The organism is Kitasatospora sp. NPDC018058, from assembly GCF_044327205.1.
In the GTDB taxonomy this organism is placed as follows: Bacteria; Actinomycetota; Actinomycetes; order Streptomycetales; family Streptomycetaceae; genus Kitasatospora.
In genome coordinates this window covers 14,196-37,279 of record NZ_JBIRFA010000021.1, presented here as the reverse complement: position 1 = coordinate 37,279, position 23,084 = coordinate 14,196, and the positions used below count along the sequence as shown (strand labels likewise).

The 23,084-nt window shown below is 73.6% G+C and carries 20 protein-coding genes; 7 read left to right on the top strand and 13 right to left on the bottom strand.

Going from position 1 to position 23,084, the window contains the following annotated elements; genetic code table 11:
- Positions 1-29 precede the first annotated feature (29 nt).
- Complete coding sequence (locus ACH4E7_RS27540; RefSeq protein ID WP_396251741.1) at positions 30-515, bottom strand: FBP domain-containing protein; 486 nt, start codon at positions 513-515, stop codon at positions 30-32.
- 71 nt (positions 516-586) lie between these two features.
- Here ACH4E7_RS27540 and ACH4E7_RS27535 point away from each other — a divergent pair, with 71 nt between their 5' ends.
- Positions 587-1,156 (top strand): TetR/AcrR family transcriptional regulator, encoded by a 570-nt coding sequence (locus tag ACH4E7_RS27535; RefSeq protein WP_396251740.1) that lies wholly within the window; start codon positions 587-589, stop codon positions 1,154-1,156.
- Positions 1,157-1,175: 19 nt separating this feature from the next.
- Here the strand turns inward: ACH4E7_RS27535 and ACH4E7_RS27530 are convergent, their stop codons facing one another.
- Positions 1,176-4,727: a hydantoinase B/oxoprolinase family protein gene (locus tag ACH4E7_RS27530; protein WP_396251739.1), complete on the bottom strand. Its 3,552-nt coding sequence runs from the start codon at positions 4,725-4,727 to the stop codon at positions 1,176-1,178.
- 143 nt (positions 4,728-4,870) lie between these two features.
- On the opposite strand from ACH4E7_RS27530, the gene ACH4E7_RS27525 reads away from it, so the two are divergent.
- Positions 4,871-6,025 (top strand): NAD(P) transhydrogenase subunit alpha, encoded by a 1,155-nt coding sequence (locus ACH4E7_RS27525; protein WP_396251738.1) that lies wholly within the window; start codon positions 4,871-4,873, stop codon positions 6,023-6,025.
- 67 nt (positions 6,026-6,092) lie between these two features.
- On the opposite strand, the gene ACH4E7_RS27520 is transcribed toward ACH4E7_RS27525, so the two are convergent.
- Positions 6,093-6,704: a hypothetical protein gene (locus ACH4E7_RS27520; RefSeq protein WP_396251737.1), complete on the bottom strand. Its 612-nt coding sequence runs from the start codon at positions 6,702-6,704 to the stop codon at positions 6,093-6,095.
- 144 nt (positions 6,705-6,848) lie between these two features.
- Entirely contained in the window at positions 6,849-7,646 is a 798-nt protein-coding gene (locus ACH4E7_RS27515; protein WP_396251736.1) for a BTAD domain-containing putative transcriptional regulator, read from the bottom strand.
- A 277-nt stretch (positions 7,647-7,923) separates the two neighbouring features.
- Between ACH4E7_RS27515 and ACH4E7_RS27510 the strand changes: the two genes are divergently transcribed.
- The 5 genes from ACH4E7_RS27510 to ACH4E7_RS27490 all read left to right on the top strand — a co-directional run bounded on the left by ACH4E7_RS27510 (position 7,924) and on the right by ACH4E7_RS27490 (position 13,259).
- Entirely contained in the window at positions 7,924-8,190 is a 267-nt protein-coding gene (locus ACH4E7_RS27510; protein WP_396251735.1) for a StsA-related sactipeptide RiPP, read from the top strand.
- A gap of 76 nt (positions 8,191-8,266) precedes the next feature.
- Entirely contained in the window at positions 8,267-9,757 is a 1,491-nt protein-coding gene (gene stsB / locus ACH4E7_RS27505) for a StsB family radical SAM/SPASM domain sactipeptide maturase (RefSeq protein WP_396251734.1), read from the top strand.
- The gene (locus ACH4E7_RS27500; RefSeq protein ID WP_396251733.1) at positions 9,738-10,034 is read left to right on the top strand and encodes a PqqD family protein; all 297 of its coding nucleotides are present in this window, start codon (positions 9,738-9,740) and stop codon (positions 10,032-10,034) included. Before stsB ends, ACH4E7_RS27500 begins: the two co-directional genes overlap by 20 nt.
- On the top strand, positions 10,031-11,422 hold the full coding sequence (locus ACH4E7_RS27495; protein ID WP_396251732.1) for an NAD(P)/FAD-dependent oxidoreductase: 1,392 nt from the start codon (positions 10,031-10,033) through the stop codon (positions 11,420-11,422). Before ACH4E7_RS27500 ends, ACH4E7_RS27495 begins: the two co-directional genes overlap by 4 nt.
- On the top strand, positions 11,412-13,259 hold the full coding sequence (locus ACH4E7_RS27490) for a prolyl oligopeptidase family serine peptidase (RefSeq protein WP_396251731.1): 1,848 nt from the start codon (positions 11,412-11,414) through the stop codon (positions 13,257-13,259). The genes ACH4E7_RS27495 and ACH4E7_RS27490 overlap by 11 nt, the downstream gene beginning before the upstream one ends.
- A 39-nt stretch (positions 13,260-13,298) precedes the next feature.
- Here ACH4E7_RS27490 and ACH4E7_RS27485 read toward each other — a convergent pair whose 3' ends face one another.
- From ACH4E7_RS27485 to ACH4E7_RS27445, 9 genes are all read right to left on the bottom strand, one after another.
- Positions 13,299-14,324 (bottom strand): methyltransferase, encoded by a 1,026-nt coding sequence (locus ACH4E7_RS27485; RefSeq protein WP_396251730.1) that lies wholly within the window; start codon positions 14,322-14,324, stop codon positions 13,299-13,301.
- Between the two features lie 4 nt (positions 14,325-14,328).
- Positions 14,329-15,537 (bottom strand): cytochrome P450, encoded by a 1,209-nt coding sequence (locus ACH4E7_RS27480; RefSeq protein ID WP_396251729.1) that lies wholly within the window; start codon positions 15,535-15,537, stop codon positions 14,329-14,331.
- Positions 15,534-16,841, bottom strand: a complete 1,308-nt coding sequence (locus tag ACH4E7_RS27475) for a helix-turn-helix domain-containing protein (protein ID WP_396251728.1) — start codon at positions 16,839-16,841, stop codon at positions 15,534-15,536. The genes ACH4E7_RS27480 and ACH4E7_RS27475 overlap by 4 nt, the downstream gene beginning before the upstream one ends.
- Before the next feature lie 82 nt (positions 16,842-16,923).
- Complete coding sequence (locus tag ACH4E7_RS27470) at positions 16,924-17,568, bottom strand: GAF domain-containing protein (RefSeq protein WP_396251727.1); 645 nt, start codon at positions 17,566-17,568, stop codon at positions 16,924-16,926.
- Positions 17,565-18,434 (bottom strand): S8 family serine peptidase, encoded by an 870-nt coding sequence (locus tag ACH4E7_RS27465; RefSeq protein WP_396251726.1) that lies wholly within the window; start codon positions 18,432-18,434, stop codon positions 17,565-17,567. Before ACH4E7_RS27465 ends, ACH4E7_RS27470 begins: the two co-directional genes overlap by 4 nt.
- Complete coding sequence (locus ACH4E7_RS27460; RefSeq protein WP_396251725.1) at positions 18,425-21,385, bottom strand: AAA family ATPase; 2,961 nt, start codon at positions 21,383-21,385, stop codon at positions 18,425-18,427. The genes ACH4E7_RS27465 and ACH4E7_RS27460 overlap by 10 nt, the downstream gene beginning before the upstream one ends.
- Positions 21,386-21,448: 63 nt before the next feature.
- Entirely contained in the window at positions 21,449-21,649 is a 201-nt protein-coding gene (locus tag ACH4E7_RS27455; RefSeq protein WP_396251724.1) for an aroma-sacti cluster domain-containing protein, read from the bottom strand.
- Complete coding sequence (locus ACH4E7_RS27450; RefSeq protein ID WP_396251723.1) at positions 21,642-21,899, bottom strand: LuxR C-terminal-related transcriptional regulator; 258 nt, start codon at positions 21,897-21,899, stop codon at positions 21,642-21,644. The genes ACH4E7_RS27455 and ACH4E7_RS27450 overlap by 8 nt, the downstream gene beginning before the upstream one ends.
- 13 nt (positions 21,900-21,912) lie before the next feature.
- Positions 21,913-22,896 (bottom strand): hypothetical protein, encoded by a 984-nt coding sequence (locus ACH4E7_RS27445; RefSeq protein WP_396251722.1) that lies wholly within the window; start codon positions 22,894-22,896, stop codon positions 21,913-21,915.
- Positions 22,897-23,084: the final 188 nt, after the last annotated feature.

The following is a 23,084-nucleotide window of genomic DNA, read 5'->3' as shown; positions in this document are numbered from 1 at the left end:
GAGGTCCCAGGGCGAGACCCCGACCCCGGTCAAGCCGTGACCTTGGCGACGAAGGCGGCGAGGTTGGCCACCGTGCGCTGGATCTTCTCCTCGACGGTGAGCGACTCGTGGAGCCGGGTGCCGACCTCCCGCTTGCCGCGCACGTAGAGCGAGCAGGCGAGGTCGCTGCACATGTACGCGCCGACGGAGTTGCCCTGCTTGCCGGCCTTCCCGGCCAGCGGCGCGACCAGCAGCGAGACGCCCCCGGTGTGGGTGGTCACGCAGAGCGAACAGATGCTGCGGCGGGCCTGCCAGGAGGCGGCCCCGGAGGAGCGCAGCGCGACCGCCACCGTACGGCCGTCCAGCTCGGCCGCGAGGTAGGAGCGATCGGGGGCCTGCGGGTCGCGCCACCCGAGGAAGTCCAGGTCGTCCCACGGCTGTTCGACCAGGTCGCGGGGGATGTGCAGGCGCTTCGCCTCGCCCTTGCTGCAGTTCACGAAAGCGGTGCGGATCTCTTGCTCGGTCAATGGCTTCATAGGAGGCACAGTAAATAACCTAGAGGTATTAGGCAAACGTATAATGGCTCCAGGCGATCGAAGGGATGCACATGGCACGCGTAGGGCTGAACGCGGAACGACTCACCCGGGCCGGGGCGGAGCTGGCCGACGAGGTCGGCTTCGACAAGGTCACGGTCTCGGCGCTGGCGCGCCGCTTCGGCGTCAAGGACGCGAGCCTGTACTCGCACGTCAGGAACTCCCAGGACCTCAAGACCAGGATCGCCCTGCTCGCGCTGGAGGAACTCGCCGACCGGGTCGCCGTCGCCCTCGCCGGACGCGCCGGCAAGGACGCCCTGGCCGCCTTCGCCAACGCCTACCGCGACTACGCCCGCGAACACCCCGGCCGCTACGCCGCCGCACAGCTCGAACTCGACTACGAGACCGCGCGCAACAGCGCCGCCGTCCGGCACTCCCAGATGACCCGCGCGATCCTGCGCGGCTACGACCTCGCGGAGCCCGACGAGACCGACGCCGTCCGCCTGCTCGGCAGCACCTTCCACGGCTACGTGGCCCTGGAGCGGGCGGGGAGCTTCCAGCACACCCCGCGCACCACGGAGGACACCTGGTCGCGCATCCTGGACGCCCTCGACGCCCTGCTGCGCACCTGGCCGACGGCCTGACGTCGGGGCTGCGGCGGAGTCAGCCGCCGTAGCCGCCCCCGCCGGGGGTGCGGATCTCCAGGGCGTCCCCGGCCGCCACCTCGGCGCTGCCGCAGCCGGGCAGATCCTCGACGGTGCCGTCGGCGCGCAGGATCCGGTTGGCGCCGAGCTCGCCGGGGGAGCCGCCGTCCAGGCCGTACGGGGGGACCCTGCGGTGGCTGGAGAGCAGGCTGACCGTCATCGGTTCGCGGAAGCGCAACCGGCGCAGTGCGCCGTCACCGCCGTGCCAGCGGCCCTCGCCGCCGCTGCCGGGGCGGACGGCGAACTCCTCGACCAGGACGGGCAGGCGCCACTCCAGGACCTCGGGGTCGGTGAGCCGGGAGTTGGTCATGTGGGTCTGGACGACGTCGGCGCCGTGGAAACCGGGGCCGGCGCCGGAGCCGGAGGCGATGGTCTCGTAGTACTGGTGGTGCTCGTTGCCGAAGCTGAGGTTGTTCATCGTGCCGGAGCCCTCGGCCTGGACGCCGAGTGCGGCGTAGAGCGCTCCGGTGATGGCCTGTGAGGTCTCCACGTTCCCGGCGGCGACGGCGGCGGGGTACTCCGGCGCCAGCATCGAGCCGGGCGGGACGACGATCCGCAGCGGGCGCAGGCAGCCGTCGTTGAGCGGGATGTCGTCGGCGACGAGGGTGCGGAAGACGTACAGGACGGCGGCGGTGACCACGGCGGAGGGGGCGTTGAGGTTGCTCCCGAGCTCGGGCGAGGTGCCGGTGAAGTCGACGGTGGCGCTGCGGTCCTCGCGGTCCACCCTGACCTCGACGGCGATCACGGCGCCGGAGTCGGTCTCGTAGCGGTAGCCGCCGTCGCTCAGACCGTCGACGGCCCGGCGCACCGCCTGTTCGGCGTTGTCCTGGACGTGCCGCATGTAGGCCTGGACGACGTCGAGGCCGAAGTGGTCGATCATCGCGTTGACCTCGTCGACGCCCTTGCGGTTGGCGGCGATCTGGGCGCGCAGGTCGGCCAGGTTGGTGTCCGGGTCGCGGGACGGGTAGGGCGCCCCGGTGAGCAGCCGTACGGTCTCCTCCTCGCGCAGCCGCCCGTCCACCACCAGCGGCCAGTCGTCGAAGAGCACGCCCTCCTCGTGGATCTCCCGGCTGCCGGCGGGCATCGAGCCGGGGGTGATGCCGCCGATCTCGGCGTGGTGGCCGCGCGAGGCGACGAAGAACAGCACCTCGCGGCCGTCCGGGTCGAACACCGGGGTCACCACGGTGATGTCGGGCAGGTGGGTGCCGCCGTGGTACGGGTCGTTGACCGCGTAGGTGTCGCCCGGGCGCAGCTGCGGGCCGCGGCGACGGATCACCTCCTTGACGGTGGTGCCCATCGAGCCGAGGTGGACCGGGATGTGCGGGGCGTTGGCGACCAGGTTGCCGTCCGGGTCGAAGAGGGCGCAGGAGAAGTCCAGCCGCTCCTTGATGTTGACCGACTGGGCGGTGGACTCCAGCCGGGCGCCCATCTGTTGGGCGATCGCCATGAAGAGGTTGTTGAAGACCTCCAGCAGGACGGGGTCGGCGGCGGTGGTGACGGCCTCCTCGGTGCGCGTCCCGGTGTGTTCGAGCAGCAGGTGCCCGGCGTCCGTCATCCCCGCCCGCCAGCCGTCGTCCACGACGGTGGTGGCATTGGCCTCGGCGATCACGGCCGGGCCGGTCACGGTGTCGGACGGTCGCATCGACTCGCGTCTCAGCAGTGGGGCCCGGCGCCATCGGCCGCCCGTGTACAGCGGCACATCGGTGGGCTCCGGCGGCTCCTCGGGGGCGGGGGAGAGGGCGTCCAGTTCCGGCTGCTCGGTGAGGCCGGTGCCTTCGACGGCCAGGGCCTCGATCACCAGCGGGCGGTCCATCAGGAAGGAGTAGGTGGCCCGGTGCCGCCGCTCGAACTCGGCCCGCATGTCGGCCGGTTCACCCAGCGGGACGCCGATCGTGGTGTCGGTTCCCCGGTACCGCAGCCGGGCCCGGTGGGTCAGCCGGATCCGCTCCGGCGGGGTGCCCTGGTCGAGCAGTTCGGCGGTGGCGGCCGCCGCCAGTTCCTCGGCGAGTGCCCGTACGGCGGCCATCTCCCCCTCCGCCAGCGGCCGTTCGACGGCGTGCTCGCGCAGCACGGTGGTGTCGGCCAGGCCGATACCGAGGGCGGAGAGCACCCCGGCCATCGGCGGGACCAGCACGGTACGGATGCCCAGCGCCTCGGCCACCGGGCAGGCGGCCTGGCCGCCCGCGCCGCCGAAGGTGGTCAGGGCGTAGCGGGTGACATCATGGCCCTGCTGGACGGAGATGCGCTTGATCGCGTTGGCGATGTTGCCCACCGCTATCCGCAGGAAGCCCTCCGCCGCCTCCTCCGCGGTCCGGTCGCCGATCTCCTCGGTCAGCTCGGTGAACCGACGTCTCGTCAGCTCGGTGTCGAGCGGTTGGTCGCCGTCCGGCCCGAAGACGTGCGGGAAGTGCCCGGCCTGGATCCGGCCGAGCAGCAGGTTGGCGTCGGTGACGGTCAGCGGCCCGCCGTTCCGGTAGCAGGCGGGGCCGGGGTCCGCGCCGGCCGAGTCCGGTCCGACCCGCAGGCGCTCGCCGTCGAAGCGCAGCACCGAGCCGCCGCCCGCCGCGACGGTGTGGATGGCCAGCATCGGCGCCCGCAGTCGCACCCCGGCGACCTGGGTGGTCACCACCCGCTCGTACTCGCCGGCGAAGTGCGACACGTCGGTGGAGGTGCCGCCCATGTCGAAGCCGATCACCCGGTCGTGGCCGGCCAGTTCAGACATCCGCACCATGCCGACGATGCCGCCGGCCGGACCGGAGAGGATCGCGTCCTTGCCCCGGAAGTGCCCGGCCTCGGCCAGGCCGCCGTTGGACTGCATGAACATCAGCCGGACGCCGGGCAGCTCGTCCGTCACCCGCCGGACGTAGCGGCGCAGGCCGGGGTCGAGGTAGGCGTCCACCACGGCGGTGTCCCCGCGCGGCACCAGCTTCATCAGCGGGCTCGTCTCGCTGGACAACGACACCTGGTCGAAGCCGAGTCGCTCGGCGAGGCGGCCGATCTCCCGTTCGTGCGCGGGGTGCAGGTAGCTGTGCAGGCAGACCACCGCCAGCGAGCGGATGCCCTCGCGCAGGCAGTCGCGCAGGTCCTCGGCGAGCCGGTCGAGGTCGGGCGGGCGCAGTACCTCGCCGTCGGCGGCGATCCGCTCGTCCACCTCGACCACCCGGGCGTACAGCGGCTCGGGCAGCGTGATCCCGCGGGCGAAGATCTGCGGCCGGTTCTGGTAGCCGATCCGCAGCGCGTCCGCGAAACCGCGGGTGATGCACAGTGCGGTCGGCTCCCCGGTGCGCTCCAGCAGGGCGTTGGTGGCCACCGTGGTGCCCATCCGGACCGAGTCGATGCCCGCTCCCGGGGGGAGCAGGGCCCGGATCCCGGCCACGGCGGGGTCGCGGTAGCGGGCCGGGTCGTGCGAGAGCAGTTTGTGGGTCAGCAGCCGGCCGTCGGGGGCCAGCGCGACCACATCGGTGAAGGTCCCGCCCCGGTCCACCCAGAACTGCCAGCCCTTGGAGGCCATGACCGGCTCCCTCCGCCGTGCCGCGTGGCGCCCCGCGCGCGGGAGGCCCCGAGTCCTGGGACCGAGTATCCGACCGGGCGAAGTGAGCGGGCAAACGGGACATACTGGGCATGTCGGCCGACCTGGGGGGCACGGAGGCAGCGATGACGGCCACGACGGTAGGAGTGCTCCGCGAGACCGCACCCGGCGAGCGCCGGGTGGCCCTGGTGCCCCGGCTGGTACCGGCCGTCGGCCGACTCGGCGCGACCGCCCTGGTCGAGCCCGGCGCCGGCGCCCTGGCCGGCCACCACGACGCCGACTACCGCGCAGCGGGCGCCGTCGTGGTCGGACGGGCCGAGCTGCTCCGCCGCGCGGACGTCCTGCTCGGCATCCACCCGCCGAACGTCGACCCGGTGCGTGACCTGCGCCCCGGCCAGGTGCTGGCCGCGCTGGTGCGCCCGCACCGGATCCCGTACCTGGTCCGGCAGTGGGCCGACCACGGGGTGACGGCGATCGGCCTCGACCTGGCGCCGGACCTGCCCGCCGCCTACCCGCTGGACGCCGAGGCCTCCCAGAGCAGGCTGGCCGGCTACCGCGCGGTCCTGCTGGCCGCCGCCCGAATGGACCGCTGCCTGCCACCCTGGGGCACGGCGGACGGGCTGTTCGACCCGGTCCGGGTGCTGGTGGTGGGCGCCGGCCACGCGGGCCTGCAGGCGATCGACACGGCCCGCCGCCTGGGCGCACCCGTGAGAGCGGTCGAGCTGCGCCACCGCGAGCGTGCGGCGGTCGCCGCGCTGGGCGCCGAGCTGCTGGACCTGCCCGGGCTGCACCCGGTCGCGGACGACCCGGAGCTGTGGGAGACCGTCGACCGTGAACGCCTGGCCTGGGTGGCCGGCCTCGCCGAGGCCGTCGCCGACCACGACATGGTGGTGACGGCCCTCGACCTGCCCGGCCGGATGCCCCCGGTGCTGCTCCACACGACGGCGGTGGCGCGGATGCGGCCCGGCTCGGTGCTGGTGGACCTGGCGGCCGGCCCGGAGGGCGGCACCATCGAGGGTGTCCGGCCGGACACCACCACCCTGGTCGGCGACGGGGTGATCGCCGTCGGCGCCGGGGAGCTCGCCGCCCAGGTGCCCGCGACCGCCTCGCTCGCGTACGCCCACAACGCGCTCGCGCTGCTGGACCGCCTGCTGCGGGGCGGGGAGCCCGCGGCCGACCCGGTGCTCGGACCGATGGTGGTGACCGACCGGGGCACGGTGCGGCACGAGCCCACCCGGCGGTTCCTGCAGGACGTGACCGCTGTCGCCGGCCTGCCGTAGCGCCTCGGGCCCGGTCCCGGACGGCTGTCAGCTTCCAGACCCGGACGGCTCTCAGAACGGACGGCTTTCAGACCGCGGCGTGCGCGAACAGCCCCGCGTGACGGGCGATCGCCCCCGCGTGGTCGGCACACCGCCGGTAGCAGCAGGACAGCAGCACCAGGTCGGCGGTGTCGACCGGGTCCGTCTCCTCCTCGCGCAGCAGCAGTTCGTACAGCAGGCGCTGCCGCTGGGCGACCTCGTACAGCTCGGTGAGTACGTCCGCCACGGCCTCCGGCGCCCCGGACTCCAGGGCGTCCGCCGCCCGCCCGACCAGGTCCAGCGCCGCGTCGGCGATCCCGTGCAGCGGGACCAGCAGCCGATCCTCGAACGGCTCGCGCCCCTGGCGCGCCCAGGCCGCCTCCAGCAGCCGCTGCGCCAGCTGCCCGAGGGCCTCCACCTCGCACCCGACGTGGACGCCCACGACGATCCCGGCCCGGCCGCCGAGCGTCCCGGCGGCGTCCTCCTCGATCCGGGCCCGCAGCTCGGCCAGGGCCTTCTCGGCGCCCGGAATCCCCTCGCCGCCGCCCGCCGCACCGGTCAGCGCGGTCGTCGCGCCGCCCAGCGCGGTGCGCGCCAGCCGTACCAGGCCGGCGAGCTCGCCGAGCAGGGCGCGGTACCCGCCGCCCGCGCCGTCAGGCATCGCGTCCACTCCCGTCCTCCGGCCCCTCGACCAGTGTCCCTCCGCCACCGCGGGCCGTCGCGGCCGCGACGGCCGGCGACGGGTGCAGCGGACTGCGGGCGTCCCCGTCGGCCCGGCCCGACGGGGACGCGGGGGCAGACGCGGTCAGTAGTCAGCGGCCAGGGCGAGTTGGCGTTCGCGGTCCTGCTTCAGCAGCCGGGGGATGGCGCTGCTCGGCGAGACGCCCAGTTCCGACGAGAGCAGCTCCCGGTAGCGGCGGTACCGGCGGTGCGCGTCGGCGACCTCGCCGGCGCGCAGGCAGGATTGGACGGCTATCCGCCGGGGTCCCTCGCGCAGCGGGTCGGCCTGGGCCGCGGCGTCGGCCAGTTCGAGCACCGCGGAGTGCTGGCGGCGCTGCAGGAACGTCTCCGCGAGGTTCTCCAGCGCCTGCACGCGCTGCAGCTCCCACTTCCCCTGGAACGGTGCGAGCCAGTCGTCGTCCCAGCCGTACAGCAGCGGATGCCGGAGCACGCTCCACGCCTGCGGCAGCCGGTCGCCCCCCGAGAACGCCTCCCCGCCGGCCCGGGACACCGCCGAGACCAGCCCGGCCGCCGTCCGGTAGTCCACCTCGACGTGCTCGGCCAGGGCGACGGTGGTGTGCGAGGTCCGTAACAGCTCCCCGACCGTCACCTGGTTCAGCCGCCAGAGCGTCTGGCGCAGGCGGGCCGAGGCCCGGGCGGGCGGGACATCGGGCCACAGGCGTGCCGCGAGGTCGTGGCGTCCCACCGGACGGTCGTCGAGCACCACAGCCGCGACGAGCCGCTGCTGGATGTCGCTGAGGTCGACGACTCGCCGGTCCATGCGGCAGACGAAGTCCGGCAGGAGTGATACGTGCACGGTGCCGAAGTCGGTGGGTCTCATCGCACCTCTCGGGTTGTCCGACGGGACCGTCAGGCTGGACATGTCATCGATCTCCGCTGTACACAGCGGTTTTGGTGTCATGCCAGCTCAACTCTGAGTAGAGATGAGACCGCAGCGCGCCCGAGATCGTCAACACCCACGACGGGGCCTGCCGCCGGGGCGACGCCGATTCCGAACCGTTGACGGGGCTTCACACTCCGTGCGTAGTATCTGCCCGCAGGTGCCACGACAACCCACAATCGTGGGGTTGTTTCACAAGTCCGCCACGCAGCAGTCTCGGTGACAGCCCAGCTAGCCCGCGACAGTGAAAGGTGGAGGCATGACCTTCAACTCCCTGGAGGCCCTTCGTGAAGCCGGGATCCTCGGCGGCACGATGGCGCCCGAGCTCGAGGAGTTCTACGCGAGCCTGACGCCCGAGGAGACCCGGGTCCTCATCTCGACCAAGACCCGTCTCATGGCCGTCCTGCCGGACGTGGTGGCGCACTCGCAGGAGTGGTCCTCGCCCGAGTCCACCCAGGAGGGCTTCGACGCCGCGATGCTGTGTGCGTGCGGCGCCTGGTCCGGCTCCGGCGCGACGCAGAAGTAGTCCCGACAGTCCACAGGCGCGGCCCGGCGTTCAGGCGTCTCGGGTTGCGCCTGTGCCAGCCCGGATAGGAGGCGGGATGCGAGGGCAGCTGGTCCGGAACCTGTCGTTGTTCGAGGTGCCGACGGGCCTGACGTACTTCGTGCATGACGAGGACCACCTCGTGGTCAATCCGGAGGTGGGCGCCCGGTGCGTCCTCGACGGACGCGAGTTCCGCGTCCTCGAAGCCCTGGCCGGCGTTCGGGCCCGCGGAGAACGGACGCTGGAACCGGACGACGAGACGGAGCGCGTCCTCGCCAAGCTCGTCCTGAACTGGATCGTCTACTACAACGGCAACAGGCCCGCGGTCAGGGTCGCCGAGGCCCCGCTGAACTTCGTGTACTACGCCATCACCGACGGCTGCAACCTCCGCTGCCCCTACTGCTACGCGTCGTCCGAGAAATGCCTCCCGGGCGAGCTCGACACCGCCGAGTCGCTCGACCTGGTCTCGCAGATCGCGGACCTCGGCGCCCGAACCCTCGTCTTCACCGGCGGCGAACCGATGCTCCGCAAGGATCTGTTCCAGGTCGTCGAGCACGCCAACCGCAGCGGCCTGAACGCGAACATCATCACCAACGCGACGATGATCCGGACGGCGGCGACGGCGAGGCGGTTCGCCGAGCTGTTCAACGCCGTCACGGTGAGCCTCGACGGTGGCACCGCCGAGACGCACGACCGCACCCGGGGCAAAGGCGCGTTCGCCAGGACCCACCAGGCGATCCGGCTGCTCAACGACGCCGGCGTGGCGCCGTCCATCAATCACATCGTCACCTCGGACAACATCGACGAGCTGGAGGACTTCGCCTCGTTCGTCGACGGGCTCGAGGTCCACAGCATCCGCCTGATGAACCACAACGACCTCGGCCGGGGCGTCGGCGACGCGTACGACTTCGGATGGCGGGACCACCTGCGGGTTCAGCGGCTGGTCTGGACCTCGCCGGTGGCCGGAAAGCTCCAGCCGGACGGGCCGCGGCCGGTGACGCCGTGCTCGGTCAAGGGCAACTGCGGGATGGGCGGGAACGAGATCTACATCGACTCCCTCGGCGACGTCTACCCGTGCAAGCTCGTCACGGGCAAGGCGGAGCACGCGGGCAACGTCAGACGGCAGCGGCTGGCGGAGGTCTTCGCCAGTCCGGTGCTGGCCGCGATGCGCCGGAGCACGGTGTTCGGCGGGGAGTTCCACGCCGACTGCGAGCAGTGCTACATCAAGGCGAACTGCGGCGGCGGTTGCCGGGCCTCGCACCTGTCGGAGTCCGGGGACGTCCGGCGCAACAGCCGCCACCTGTGCCGGATCCTGCGGCACGGCGTCACCTCGCAGTTGTGGCAGGAGGCCGGGGTCGGCCGAGCGGAACTCGCCGAGCGGAGCCTCGACATGACGGTTCCCCGGCTGGTCGCCACCGGCGAGGTGCACCCGGTGCACGAGCAGTGGAAGACCTACGTCCCGGCACCCAAGCCCGGGATCACGGTCGGTGAGCTCATTCCCATCACGCCGGTGAACAGGAGGTCGGGCGTTGTCCCTGCACATCAATGAGGCGGTCATCTGGCAGGAGAGCGCGGGCGGGATCTCGCTCTACCACACCGAGTCCGGGGACTTCCGCACCCTGAACGAGACGGCCGCCCAGATCTGGGCGCTGGTGGAGAGCGCCGGCGAACGGGAGGAGGTCATCGAGCGGCTGTCCCTGCTGTTCGCCGGTCACAACGCCGTGCTGGGGGAACGCATCCGCGCCGAGGTGGACTCGTTCATCAGCGCGATGGTCGAGGCCGGTCTGCTCCAGGAGACCGGAGCCGCGCCGGCCGCGCGGCCGTGACGCGGGCGGTCGTCCTCGGCGGGGGCTTCGCGGGCGTCCTGATGGCCAAGGTGCTCTCCGGGCACGTCGACGACGTCACCCTGGTCGAGGGCGGCCGGTACCCGGCGGGCCCGGGCGTCCGGTCGGGGCTGCCCCAGGCGTTCCACAGCCATGTGCTGGTGACCGCGGGCGCCCAGGCCCTGGACACGGTGCTCCCGGGCACCCTGGAGGACCTCCTCGCCGAGGGCGCGCACCGGCGGGGACTCCCGGGCGACGCGCTGATCCTGACGTCGGGCGGCTGGTTCCGCCGCCACGACACCGGCGCCTTCCTGGTCTCCTGCAGCCGGTGGCTCACGGACCACGTCATCCGGCGGCGGGCCCTGGCCGACGGCGCGGTGGCGGTGCGGGAGCGCACCCGTGCGCTGCGACTCGTCGGTGACGCCTCGCGGGTGACCGCAGTCGTGGTCGGACGGGAGGACGGCTCCAGCGAGACCCTCCGCGCCGACGTCGTGGTGGACGCGACGGGCCGGCGCTCGCGGGCGGGGGAGTGGCTGGCCGCGATCGCCGGGTCCGGCGTCGAGGAGGAGACGGTCGACCCGGGGCTCGCGTACTCCACGCGGATCTACCGGGCGCCCGAGGACCTGGCCGCCGACCTCCCGGCGATCATGGTGCACCCGCGGCCGGCGGCCGGCCGGCCCGGGTACGGCGCGACGCTGTTCCCCATCGAGGGCGGCCGGTGGATCGTCACCCTGACCGGCACGCGCGCCGCGGCACCGCCGACCGACCAGCGGGGATTCACCGACTGCGCCCACGGGCTCGGCTCGCCGATCGTGGCGGAGCTGATGGCCGCGGCCGAACCCCTCGGCGGCGTCCGGCCGTTCCGGGCCACCGCGAACCGCAGGCGGTTCTTCGAACGGGGGCCCCGGCCCGACGGCTTCCTGGCCGTCGGCGACGCGTTGACGGCGATGAACCCGGTCTACTCGCACGGGATGTCGATCGCCCTGCTCAGCGCGGTGCGCCTGGACCGCGAGCTGACACGGCACGGCGCCGATCCGTCCGTCTTCCCCGGACTCCAGGCCGCCATGGCCGAGGTGGCCGAGCGGGCGTGGCGGATGGCGACCGATCAGGACCGGCCGCGGGTCGGCTCCGCGCCCGGGCACCGGGCGGGGGCCGGGATGTCCCGGGCCGTGCTCGGCGACCCGGCGCTCATGACGGAGCTCTTCCGGGCCCAGACGCTGGTCCCCTCGCCGCGGAGCGCGAACCCGCCCCACCCGCGGGGGCCGTTCGCCGACCCGACCCCGCCGCGTGACACCGACGAGGCGGTCGCGCAGTACCCGGGGCTCTCCCAATGGTGGCACTCCGGGCGCCCACGCCAGCCAGCTACCCGGGGAGTGAGCCGTGACGGCTGAATCCGTACCCCTGATCCCGCGCTCCGTCCTGTTCGGCAACCCGTCGTACCTCCTGCCCCGGATCTCACCCGACGGGACCCGACTGCTCTTCCTCGCCCCGGACGACGGGGTGATGAACGTCTGGGCTGCCCCGGTGGACCGTCCGGACGAGGCGAGGGCGCTGACCCGGGACCGCGGGCGCGGCATCCGGACCTACGGCCTGTGCCACGACGACCGCACGCTGTTCTCCCTGCGGGACGAGAACGGCGACGAGAGCTGGCGGCTGCACCTGCTCGACCTCGTCACCGGCGAGGAACGCTGCGCCACACCCTTCGAGGGCGTTCAGGCGCGCGTGCTGGCCCACAACCGGTGGCATCCGACCACGATGCTGATCGGGCTGAACAAGGACCGGCGCGACCTGCACGACGTCTACCGTCTGGACCTGGCGACGCGACTGCTCACGAAGGTCGCGGAGAACCCCGGCTACCTGAGCTGGATCGTCGACACGGACCTGCGGGTCCGCGGCGGCTCGGCGATGAAGCCCGACGGCGGCACGGCGGTCTACCTGGACCCGCCGGGCGGTCCGGACGGCGCCGAGCCCTGGCTGGACGTGCCCTACGAGGACGTCGTGGGGACCCGGGTCCTCGGCTTCGCGCGGGACGGCGCCACCTGCTACCTCCTGTCCTCCATCGGGGCCAACAGCAGCCGGCTGTTCGCGGTCGACGTCGCGACCGGGCGGCGGACGGCGCTCGCCGAGGATCCCACCTACGACGTCAAGCAGGTGGAGCCGGACCCGCTGAGCCGGACACCGCAGGCGGTGCTGTTCGCCAAGGACCGCGACGAGTGGGTGTTCCTCGACGAGGAGTTCGGCAAGGACATCGGACGGATCCGCGGCGAGCTCGCGCTCCAGGCGATCGACGGCGAGGTCTACGTGGACCGCACCGACCGCTCCGACCGGTTGTGGACGGTGTCGGTGGTGACCGGGGCCGGCCCGGTCCTCTACTACGTCTACGACCGGGCGGGCGGCCGACTGCGGTACCTCTTCAGCCACCAGCCGGAGCTCGAACGGTACCGGCTCGCACGGATGGAGCCCTTCGAGTTCTCCGCGCGCGACGGGGTCACCGTGCACGGCTACGTCACCTGGCCGCCCGGTGCGGACCGCCGGCGCCTGCCGGCGGTGGTGAACGTGCACGGCGGACCGTGGGCCCGGCACACCTTCGCCTTCGACGAGGAGGCGCAGCTGCTGGCCAACCGCGGCTACGCGTGCGTCCAGGTCAACTTCCGGGGCTCGACGGGCTACGGCAAGCGGTTCCGCAACCTGGGCGCCAAGCAGTGGGGCGCCGCGATGCACACCGATCTGCTCGACGCGGTCGACCACCTGGTCGCGGACGGCGGCATCGACGCCGGCCGGGTCGCGATCATGGGCTGCTCGTACGGGGGGTACGCGGCTCTCGTCGGCGCGGCCTTCACACCTTCGGTCTTCACCTGCGCGATAGCGCTGTGCGGCCCGTCGAACCTGCTGACGATGCTGGCGGCCGGGGCGCCGTACCGGACTCCGCTGCGGGCGTTCATGTCCGCGAACGTCGGGGACCCGGAGAGCGAGCGCGACATGCTGTGGGCTCGGTCCCCGCTCTCGCGGGTCGACGACATCTGCGTCCCCGTCCTGGTCGCCCAGGGGGCCAACGACGTCCGGGTGCCCCGGGAGGAGGCCGAGCAGATCGTCGCGGCGCTGGCCGCCAAGGGGCTGCCGCACGAGTACCTGCTGTTCCCCGACGAAGGCCACGGCCTGGCCAGGCCCGGCAACCGCGAGACCTACTACGCGGCGGTGGAACGCTTCCTCGCCGAGCACCTGGAGTGACGGTCCGGCCGGTTCGTTCAGCCGGACCGCCGGCCCCGGTCAGTCCGGGGCCGCGACCAGGATCCGGACCGCCGTGGCCGCCAACCGCCCCGTGACGTCGACGAGTCGGAAACCGCCGTCGGCGAGCAGCGCCCGGAACTCGGCCCGGCTCCGCTCCCGGCCCCCGGTGTAGACCAGCATCGCGATGTCGCTCAGGACGACTCCGGCGGCCTCCGGGGCGTCCAGCCGGTCGGGCAGGACGGGCTCCACCACCAGCAGGCGTCCGTCCGGAGCGAGCGCCGCACGGCAGTTGCGCAGCAGCGCGGCGCAGCGCTCGTCGTCCCAGTCGTGCAGGATCCCCTTCACCAGCAGCACGTCGCCCCCCGGCACCGCCTCGAAGAAGTCGCCCGCCTCGATCGACCAGCGGTCCGGGGCGAGCCCGGCGCGCCGGAACGTCTCGGGGGCGGCCGCCGCCCCCTGGGCACTGTCGAACAGGATCCCCCGGGCGTCGGGCACGGCCCGGAGCACGGCCGCCAGCAGGGTGCCGTTCCCGCCGCCGACGTCGACCACGGTGCGGGCGCCCGTGAAGTCGTACGCCCGGGGAACCTCCCGGGCGGTCCACCCGGTGCCCTCGCCCATGGCGGCGTTGAAGAGGCCCGACAGCCGGGGATCGTCGGCCAGGTGGTCGAAGAGCGGACGGCCGTGGACCTGGTCGAACGCCGTGCCTCCGGTCCGTACGCCGTCGGTCAGCGCGCCCCACGCGCGCCACGTCACCGGGTCGCCCAGCAGCAGCACACTGGAGCGGATCGACCGCGGATGGCCCGCGCACAGCAGCCGGCCCGACTCGGCCAGCGCGAACCGGCCCGGCGCGGCCTCGTCGAGCACCCCCAGCACCGCCAGGGCCCTGACCAGCCTGGTCAGCCCGTCCGGGTCGCAGTCGACCGCCCGCGCCAACTCCCCGATCCCCAGCGGCCCGCCCGTGAGCGCCTCCGGCACCCCGAGTCGCACGGCCGCGTGGAGGATCTGCGAGGTGGCATAGCCGAACGCCATCCGGGAGAGGTCCCCGGTCACCTTCGGATCGATCACGTTCTCATCCCCTTCCCAGCGAAACCGGTAGGTGGCGCACCCCGTGCAGGAACAGATCCGGCGTCCATTCCAGCTCGGCCGGGTCGACGGCCAGGGCCAGCCGGGGGAAGCGGTGCACGAGGGCCCCGACGGCGGCCCGGGCCTGGAGCCGGGCCAACGCCGCGCCGAGGCAGAAGTGGATGCCGTGGCCGAACCCCAGGTGCCGGTTCGGACTGCGGGTGATGTCGAAGGCGTCCGGGTCGGCGAAGACGGCCGGGTCCCGGTTGGCCGCCAACAGCACGGGCACGACGGTGTCGCCGCGCGGGACGACCACCCCGCCGATCTCCACGTCGGCGAGGGCGTACACCGGCCGGGTGTGCCCCACGGGGCCGTTGAAGCGGATCACCTCCTCGACCGCGGAGTCCAGCACGGCGGGTCGCTCGCGCAGCCGGGCCAGCTGATCGGGGTGGCGCAGCAGTTCCAGCACGGCGTTGCCGATGAGGTTGACCGTCGTCTCGTCACCGGCCAGCAGCAACTGGAACACGCTGGAGACCAGTTCGGCGCGGCTGATCCCGCCGCCGTCCTCCTCCGCGACGAGCCGTGAGAGCAGGTCCCCGCCCGGACGGCCCCGCCGCTCGTCGATCCTCTCCTCCACGTACGCGATGAACTCCAGACCCGCGCGGCGCACGCGAACCGGGTCCCCGGTCCGCAGCATCTCGTCGCTCCACCGGCGCAGCCCGGCCAGGTCGTCGACGGGGAAGCCGACCAGCTCGGCGACGACCACGACCGGCAGCGGCAGGGCCAGCGCCTCGATCACGTCGACCACGTCCCCGGCGTCCCGGGCCGCGGCCACGAGCCCGTCGACGACCTGTTCGACGCGCCGTCGGACCGCCGCCACCGTGCGGGCGCCGAACGCGGGCGCGATCAGGCGGCGCAGGCGGGTGTGATCAGGGGGGTCGAGGTTGAAGACGTTCCGCCGCGCCATCGCCAGCGGGTCGACGTCCCACCGTCGCCGGGTGGCGGCCAACTCGGCGGGGAGCCGGTCGAGTTGCCGGCCGAGGTCCGGGTCGAGCAGGGCGCGCTGCACGTCCGCGTAACGGGTCAGGTACCAGGAGACGCGGCCGCGCACCGGGTCCACCCGGCGGTGGACCGGCGCCAGTTCGCGCATCCGGTGCAGGAGCGGGTAGGGGTCGCCGCAGTGCTCCGGGGCGGTGGGATCGAGGGCGTCCGTCACAGCGATCCACGAAGGTCCAGGGGAGCCCGCAGCAGCATGCGCAGCAGGTTCGGCAGGTGCAGGCGCGTCCCCGACTCCTCGTACGACGCGCGGACGAGCCCGCAGCCCATCAACAGACCGACGCCGTCGACCACTTCGTTCCGGGGCCGGTCCACGGCGGCGGCCGCCTCGGGTACGGTCGGCGCCCGGTCGGAGCTCGCCAGCTCCCGCAGGATCGCGCGATGGGCGGCGTCCAGTCGCTCGACCTCGGCCCCGAGCAGACCGCCGAGCGTCCCGGGAACACCGGCGGACCGGGTCGGAACGGGCAGGCCGAGCAGGCTGCGTGCGGGCTCCTCCGCCAGCTGACGCAGGCCCAGCACCCCGAACCGCCCGGCCGCGGCCTCCAACGCGACCGGCAGGCCGTCCAGCCGTCGGCAGATGCGGACCACCGCGTCCGCATCGGCGCGGTCGGGCGAGAACCCCGGCCGGACCTCCGAGAGCCGGTCCACCAGCAGCCGCACCGACGGCACGGCGGTGAGCACGTCCGGCGATCCCGTCGCATCCCACTCCGCTCCCGGCACGGCCAGCGGCGGGAGCACCGTCGGCTGGACGCCCGCGACCGGCCAGGGCACCCGGGAGGTGCTGACCACCCGGATGCCCGGGCAGTAGGTCAGCAGATCCTCCACCCCGGCCGGGGGCCCGGCGTCGGCGACCCCGTCGAGCACGAGCAGCGCCTCGTGGTGGCCGATCAGCCGGCAGACCGCGGACACGTCCCGCGCCCCCGATTCGATCAGCAGGCGCAGCGACCTCGTCAACGGGCCGAACGCCGTCCCGATCCCGTCCCGGGCGCGCTCGCCCGCGCCGATCCACAGCACCGGCCAGCCGCGGCGCGAGCCGAGCCGGGCGGCCAGCTCCGCGGCCACCCGCGACTTGCCCACGCCCGGGAGCCCGGAGACGGAGACGGCCCGGCGGTGGCCCGACTCCAGGGCCTCGACCATCGCCCGCACCTCGGTCTCGCGCCCGAGAAGGGCGTTGACGGCCCGTGGCGCGGCGAGGCCGGGGTCGGCTGCCTCCGGTCTTCCCCGGCGGCCGCCCGCACCCGCGCTGATGAAGAGCTCGCGGGCCAGGCCGTGGAGCCTCAGGGCGTCCGCGAGCAGGCGGACGGTCTGCATCCGCGCGTGCGCCCGGCCCGATTCGAGGTCCCGGATCGTCCGCGGGCTGATCGTCGACAGGTCGGCGAGCGTCCGCTGGGTGAGTCCGGCTTGGACCCGCTTGTGGCGGAGCAGTTCGGGAAACGGAGCTTCGGACTCGGCACTGTGCACCATGGGGCAGGACGGTAGGTGAGGCCCGTTCCGTCCGCGTCTCCGGTTCGTCGCCGGCCCGTCTGCACTCCGTCTCCGTCGGCCGTCACCCCGAGTTCGGGGCCAGGTGGGCACGCCGGTCGAGCAGTTCCAGCGAGATGCCCAGCAGCGCGGAGGCCAACGGGTCGGACGAGTCCATGACCGCGTGCTCCGACAGCCGGGCCACCAGGTCGCCCAGCCGCGGCACGGCGTCCGCAGACCGCTCGCCGCGCCGGAGTAGGGCGAGGCTCAGGGCGGCCTGCGTGGCGAGCAGGCCCAGCAGCTCGATGTCGTCGAGCTCCCGGCTGGGATCGTTCGCCACGCGGACATGGCGGTCCAGCACCTCGATCACGCCGATGCACTCCCCGCCCGCGATGAGCGGGGCGGCCAGGATGCTCGTGGGGACGTACCCGGTCGACGCCGCGGCGTCGTGGGCGAACCGGTCGCTCTCGGCCACGTTGTCCGTGATCAGCGGCTGGCCGCTGGCCGCCACCCAGCCGGCGATGCCGGTGCCGGGCTCGAACCGCTTGCCGACCAGGCCCTGTTCGCCCTCGCCGGCGACCGCCGCGAAGACCAGCTCACCGGTGTCGGGACTCACCATGAAGACCGAGGACGCGGCGGCGCCGTAGACGTAACGGGCCACCGACACGACGGACTGCAGCAGTTGACGCTCGGTCGCTCTGCTGGCGGGATCGGGTGGCAAGGGCTTCATTCGCCGCCTCCTGGGGCCGAGAGGTTCGCTGCGCAGTGATACAGGACGGTCTTGAGCTGGAACGGCGTGAGCCAGGGGTGCTTGCTCAGCACGAGGGCCGCGATCCCGGCGATGTGCGGTGCCGCGAAGCTGTTGCCGGTGCTCCGGACGGTGCCGCCGCCCGGCCTGGCCACCGGGACGCGCACCCCCCGGGCGCGGAACTCCACCGGCGGCGCGGAGTTGTAGTAGAAGCGCATGCTGTCCGGCTCGGCGTGGCTGGCGACCGAGATCACCGACGCGAAGTTCCACGGGAAGCTCTCGATCGGCAGGTTGTGCGCCGCCGCCACCACCGTCGTGCGGCGGAAGTAGGCGCGGTCGCACAGCTCGCCGAGCCGGCCGCGGAACTCCAGCCGGCTCGTCGACAGGCTCATGCTGATCACGTCGAACCCCTCCTCGATCGCGAAGGCGAGCCCGGCGACCAGCGCGGCGGCGCTGCCGGACCGCCCGTCACCGAGGACCTTCAGCGAACTGAGCGAGACCTGCGGCGCGATCGCGCGGATGATCCCCGCGCACGCGGTACCGTGCCCGGCGCCGTCGTTCGGCTCGCACTGCGCCACCCGCGGCGCCCGGCCCTCGGCCGTCACCACCTGCCACGCCCGCTCGACCGACCCGACCAGCGGATGGGTCGCGTCCACGCCGCTGTCCAGCACGCAGACCCGGACGCCCGCACCGCTCGCGCCCTCCCACGCCCACCGGGCGTCGATCCCGTCGAACAGGGTCGTCGGCACGGGCTCGCCGAGATCACTGTCGGTCGGCATGCTCCAGGCGGGCATGCCGGAGAAGTGCTGCGGCCGCTCGCGCCGCCAGGGCGCGCCGTTCAGATCCATCGCCGCACCGTTTCCAGGGGTTTCGTCGCACCGACGGCGGTGTAGCTGTCGACGGCCGCCAGGGCCATGGTGCGGGCCCCGGTCTCGTCGCCGAGCAGCCGGGCGGCCCGGGCCAGGTCGAAGCGGACCTCGCCGTGCAGGCACGGGTCGTCGACGCCGTCGAGCAGGGCCGGCAGCTCGGCGAGCACCGGATCGGCGCGGCCGTACCCGGCGGCGATCAGGACCGCCGCCGATAGGCACAGGATCCGCCCCCGGACGTCCATCTCCCCGCGTCGGCCGAGGAGTTCGGCGATCCGCCCGGCGGCCTCGTCCAGGCGGCCGCGCCGGGCGCACTCGCGTGCCGCCTGCACCCGCATGCCCAGCGAGACCGACAGGTAGCCGGCCCTTTCGAGGGCGTCGGCCGCGCGGCGGAAGTGTCGTTCGGCCCGGGCGTGGTCACCGCGCAGCGAACAGGCCATCCCGGCCACCTGGTCGACCAGGACACCTCCCATGGTCAGCCGGAGCTGTTCGACGACGGACCCGGCCTCGGCCAGCGCCGCGCGGGCGCCGGCGTCGTCCCCGGTCAACGCCAGGCAGCGGGCCCGGGCGGCCAGCGCGGGCAGCAGCAGGAACCGGTCGGCGGTGAACCGCTCCACGAGCTCGGCGCAGCCCGCCAGCTTCCCGCGCACCGGGGTCGGCGACCACTGCCGGACCTCGCACAGGGCCACCAGGAGCCGGTCCTCCTCGTACGCGTCACCGTCGGCCCGGGCGTGTTCCAGCGCGGCGCAGGCCGCCTCCTCGGCGGCCCCGAACCGGCCGCGCGCCAGGTGGAGCAGCATTCGCAACTGCTCGAACCGGCACCGGGCGAGCCGGTCGGTCCCGTCGCCGTCGAGTTCGGCCCGCAGCTCCTCGACGCCCGCCTCGGCGACCGTACCGAGGCGCGCCGCCAACAGGGATTGCTGCACCAGGCAGAGGCGTCGCCCGGGGGCGTCGGGACCGTGCCGCAGGGCGTCCGCGACCACCTCCTGCGCGCGCCGGGTGTCCCCGGAGAGCATGAGGGCGTCGCTGAGGCGGATGGCCGCGACCTGCCGCCACCGGCCCGGCCCCCGTCCCGCCAGGACGAGCGCGCGTTCGAGCAGTTCGATCGCGGTCGGCAGATCGCGTTGCCGCAGCGCCGCGGTTCCCTCGGCCAGCAGCGCCTCGGCCGCCCGCCGCGCCAGCCGCGGCAGCTCCTCGTCGTCCGGGCGCAGACCGCCGAGCAGGTGTGCGGCGGCCTCGAAGTGGAAGCCGGGGCTGAAGCCCCGCTCGGCCAGGCGCCGGTGCCACGCGATGCGCTGCTGCTTCTCCAGTCGCCCGTACGCGACCTCGTGGACCGGCTGCTGGACGAAGCGGTATCCGCCCTCGTCCGTCGTGGCACGGAAGAACCGCTGCCGCGCCAGCGCGGCGGCGGTCGCGGCCGGCACCGTCTGCTCCGGCACCGTCTCGTCCAGCAGGGCGAGTTGCTCCAGGGTGAACGAGGGACCGATCACCGCGGCCGCGCCCAGCAGCCGCCGGGCGGGCGGAGGGAGCCGGTCGATCATCGCGCCCACCATGGCCGTGATGGTCGGCGGCACCTCGTCGACGGTTCGGCCGGTGCCCAGCCACTCCACCATCAGCCGGATGAACCTCGGATTGCCCGCGCTGTCCAGCGCGACCCGGTCGGCCAGGTCGAGGTCGAGGTCGTGCAGCTGCACCTCGCCGGGGCCGTGGCCCGCCGCCAGCGAGACCGCCAGCCGGGCGCTGTCGACCGGGTCCAGCGCGCCGAGGTCGATCACCTCGCCGTCGGGGAACGGGGGCCCGTCGGGCCCGTCGATCTCCGGGCCGGCCACGCAGAGCGTCAGGAGCGGGACGTCCCGCAGGTCGCCCGTCAGCTCGGCGATGAGCTGCAGGAGTGACGGCCCCGCCCACTCCAGGTCGTCCCACACCACGACGAGCGGGCGGGTGGCCGCGGCGGCGGCGAGCAGCTCGCGCGCGGCCCAGGACACCTCCTCCACCCCCGGGCCCGGTCCGGCGGTGGCGGGGCGGGCGGGCGACGCCTCCCGCAGGCCGGCGAGCACTCCGGCGATGCGCTGGTCGGTCCGCAGCAACTCCGCGCAGGCCGGTACCTGTCGCTCCAGCCCGTCCAGGACGTCGACGAGGGCCGCGTACGTGCCCTTCGCCCCGTAGGACGGACAGTTGCCGAACACGGCGACTGGTCCGGCCCCGGCCGCGACGAGCCCCTCGACGGTCTCCCTGACCAGGCGCGTCTTGCCGATGCCGGCCGGCCCCAGCACCGACACCACCGCCGGCCGCCGATCCCCGGCCACCCGGTGGTAGATCCGGCGCAGCCGACGGCGTTCGGTGCGGCGGTCCACCATGCGCGGCTCGTCACCGCTCCCGTCGAGGGCGGCCTCGCCGGTCACGCACAGCGCGGCGACGGGTTCGGCCTTGCCCTTGAGCGTCAGCGGCGGCACCGGGTCCATCGCGTAGCGCGGGCCCGCCAGTTGGGCCACGGTCTCGTTGACGATGATCTCGCCGGCGACCGCCGAGGACTGCAGGCGCGCGGCGAGGTTGACCACGTCGCCGACGATCCGCAGGCCGGCCCGGGCCGAGCGCGTCACCAGGGCCTCGCCGGCGGCGATGCCGCAGTGGATCTCCACCGGTACGGCGCCGGCGGCCGGTGCGCGCAGCCGGCCGACCTCGGTGCGGATCAGCACGGCCGTGCGCAGCGCCCGCAGCGCGTCGTCCTCCCGCGAGGTGTCCGCCCCGAAGACCGCCATGACGGCGTCGCCGATGAACTTCTCCACTGTTCCGCCGTGTTCCTCCACGGTGGCCGAGCAGATCTCGTAGTACTGGTCGAGGAGCTGCTGCAGCGGCTCCGGATCGACACGCTCGGCGAGTCGCGTCCATCCGACGAGGTCGAGGAAGAGAACGACCACCAACCTGCGACTCATGCGGGGTCCTCCGCCAGGGGCTCGGTCGTGGTGCGGGTCGGCGATGCGGGTGGTGGACAGGGGTCAGAGCAGCTTCAGATCGTGCGCCCACACCTCGGCGTCCGGCTCGGCCTCGGCCCGGGCCAGTCGGCGCTGGACCGACGCGACGACGGCCGTCTCCTCCTCGGTCAGACCGGCCAGCACCTCGCGTTGCGCGGCGCTCAACTGGTCGACCGGGAGCCCCGCTTCGCGCAGGCTGGCCAGCGGATCGAACATGTCACTCATCCCTTTCACGAGGGCCGCACGGAGGCGGCCAGATCCCGATCGGCAACAACCGGTGGACGTAGCAGTAGGCCACCAGCTCCGCCCGGTTCCGGCAGTTGAACCGCCCGAGGAGGACGCTGATCTCCTCGCCCACGGTGTGTCTGCTCAGCCGCAGCTCGCGGGCCACGCGGTCGGTCGTGTGCCCCCGCGCCAGCATGGCCACCAGCACCAAGTCCCGGGCGGAGACCTCGTCACCCCGAATCGCCGTCATCGGCGCGGCCTCCTTACGACGTACTCCGTAGGAACAGCTCACGGACCATCACGGCGGCCGTGAACGAGACGCCGTGCCAACGCGCCCTGCGTTCGAACCAGAGCCAGTCGCCGTCCGGGTTGGCCTCCAGGAACACCGGGTCCCCGGTGTCGGAGACGAGCAGGTCGAACGCCCCGTAGTGCAGGTTCCACGCGGCGCACAGGGTGCGCACCGCGTCGGCGGCGGGCGGCGGGCACTCGATCCGTCCCACCGTGACGCGGCCGGGGTCCGTGATCGGGCTCGACGGATCCGGCTTGCCGACCTCGAAGGCGCAGATCGCGCCGTCGAGGTGGTAGACACGCAGCTCCCGGGTGCCGCCCAGGTACTCCTGGACGACGACCGGATGGTCGGCGGCCGCGGCGCCGACGGGCGTGGAGCCCTCCGTGCCCGCCTCCGGACCGATGACCGTCGGCAGCCACTCCGGCCAGTTCCGCCGGTCGGGCTCGAACAGGCGGAAGTCCTGCGTCTTGACGATCACGCTCGGCGCGCCCAGCCCGCGCGTGCCCGTCGGGACGTGGTTGGTGACGACCGTGCGGGGCGTCCGCACGCCCAGCCGCCGGGCCTGCGCCAGCTGGGCCGGCCCGACGAGCGCGCCACCGGGCAGGGCGGCGGTCGCCGTCGACGCCACCTGTTGGAGGAACCCGGACCAGGTCGCCGCCTGCAGCGGTGTCACCGAGCCCGCCGGCCGGGCCTGCGCCAGCATCGCGCAGGCCGACACGTGGCGAACCCAGACGACCGCCGGCCTGACCCGGCGGCCGGCGACGTCCAGCAGGCCGGTGTCCACGTCGAGCGCCAAGGGCGTTGCGGGGAGGTCGGTCTGCCGGATCAGTATCGTCGGCGTTTCCAGCGGCCCCGTCAATATCTCGCGCACGATCTCCAATTCGCGGCCGCCCGCGCAATCCACCAGCACCACGGCGGCATTTCCGTCGTGGTTCTCCACCTGTCCTGAACGGCTCACGCTGTGAATGCTAGCCACCCGGACCGGGAACGGTGCGGCAGATCGGAGGCAGCTCCAAGGCAGCTTCCATGTAAGCCGGTTGGGTGCCCTCCTGGCGGCGTAGGGTCCACCGGGAACACCTCGGCCGACAATCCCGAAAGCGATCGAGCGCAATGTGAGGCGCGATGTGAGGAATGCGGAGGGAGGGA

Excerpts from the sequence above, each read along its gene's own strand:
- ACH4E7_RS27515 (WP_396251736.1), bottom strand. The coding sequence starts at position 7,646 with ATGTCCAGCCTGACGGTCCCGTCGGACAACCCGAGAGGTGCGATGAGA.
- ACH4E7_RS27460 (WP_396251725.1), bottom strand. The coding sequence starts at position 21,385 with ATGAGTCGCAGGTTGGTGGTCGTTCTCTTCCTCGACCTCGTCGGATGG.
- ACH4E7_RS27525 (WP_396251738.1), top strand. The coding sequence starts at position 4,871 with ATGACGGCCACGACGGTAGGAGTGCTCCGCGAGACCGCACCCGGCGAG.
- ACH4E7_RS27475 (WP_396251728.1), bottom strand. The coding sequence starts at position 16,841 with ATGGTGCACAGTGCCGAGTCCGAAGCTCCGTTTCCCGAACTGCTCCGC.
- ACH4E7_RS27465 (WP_396251726.1), bottom strand. The coding sequence starts at position 18,434 with ATGGATCTGAACGGCGCGCCCTGGCGGCGCGAGCGGCCGCAGCACTTC.
- stsB (WP_396251734.1), top strand. The coding sequence starts at position 8,267 with ATGCGAGGGCAGCTGGTCCGGAACCTGTCGTTGTTCGAGGTGCCGACG.
- ACH4E7_RS27530 (WP_396251739.1), bottom strand. The coding sequence starts at position 4,727 with ATGGCCTCCAAGGGCTGGCAGTTCTGGGTGGACCGGGGCGGGACCTTC.
- ACH4E7_RS27470 (WP_396251727.1), bottom strand. The coding sequence starts at position 17,568 with ATGAAGCCCTTGCCACCCGATCCCGCCAGCAGAGCGACCGAGCGTCAA.
- ACH4E7_RS27535 (WP_396251740.1), top strand. The coding sequence starts at position 587 with ATGGCACGCGTAGGGCTGAACGCGGAACGACTCACCCGGGCCGGGGCG.
- ACH4E7_RS27450 (WP_396251723.1), bottom strand. The coding sequence starts at position 21,899 with ATGACGGCGATTCGGGGTGACGAGGTCTCCGCCCGGGACTTGGTGCTG.
- ACH4E7_RS27520 (WP_396251737.1), bottom strand. The coding sequence starts at position 6,704 with ATGCCTGACGGCGCGGGCGGCGGGTACCGCGCCCTGCTCGGCGAGCTC.
- ACH4E7_RS27510 (WP_396251735.1), top strand. The coding sequence starts at position 7,924 with ATGACCTTCAACTCCCTGGAGGCCCTTCGTGAAGCCGGGATCCTCGGC.
- ACH4E7_RS27540 (WP_396251741.1), bottom strand. The coding sequence starts at position 515 with ATGAAGCCATTGACCGAGCAAGAGATCCGCACCGCTTTCGTGAACTGC.
- ACH4E7_RS27455 (WP_396251724.1), bottom strand. The coding sequence starts at position 21,649 with ATGAGTGACATGTTCGATCCGCTGGCCAGCCTGCGCGAAGCGGGGCTC.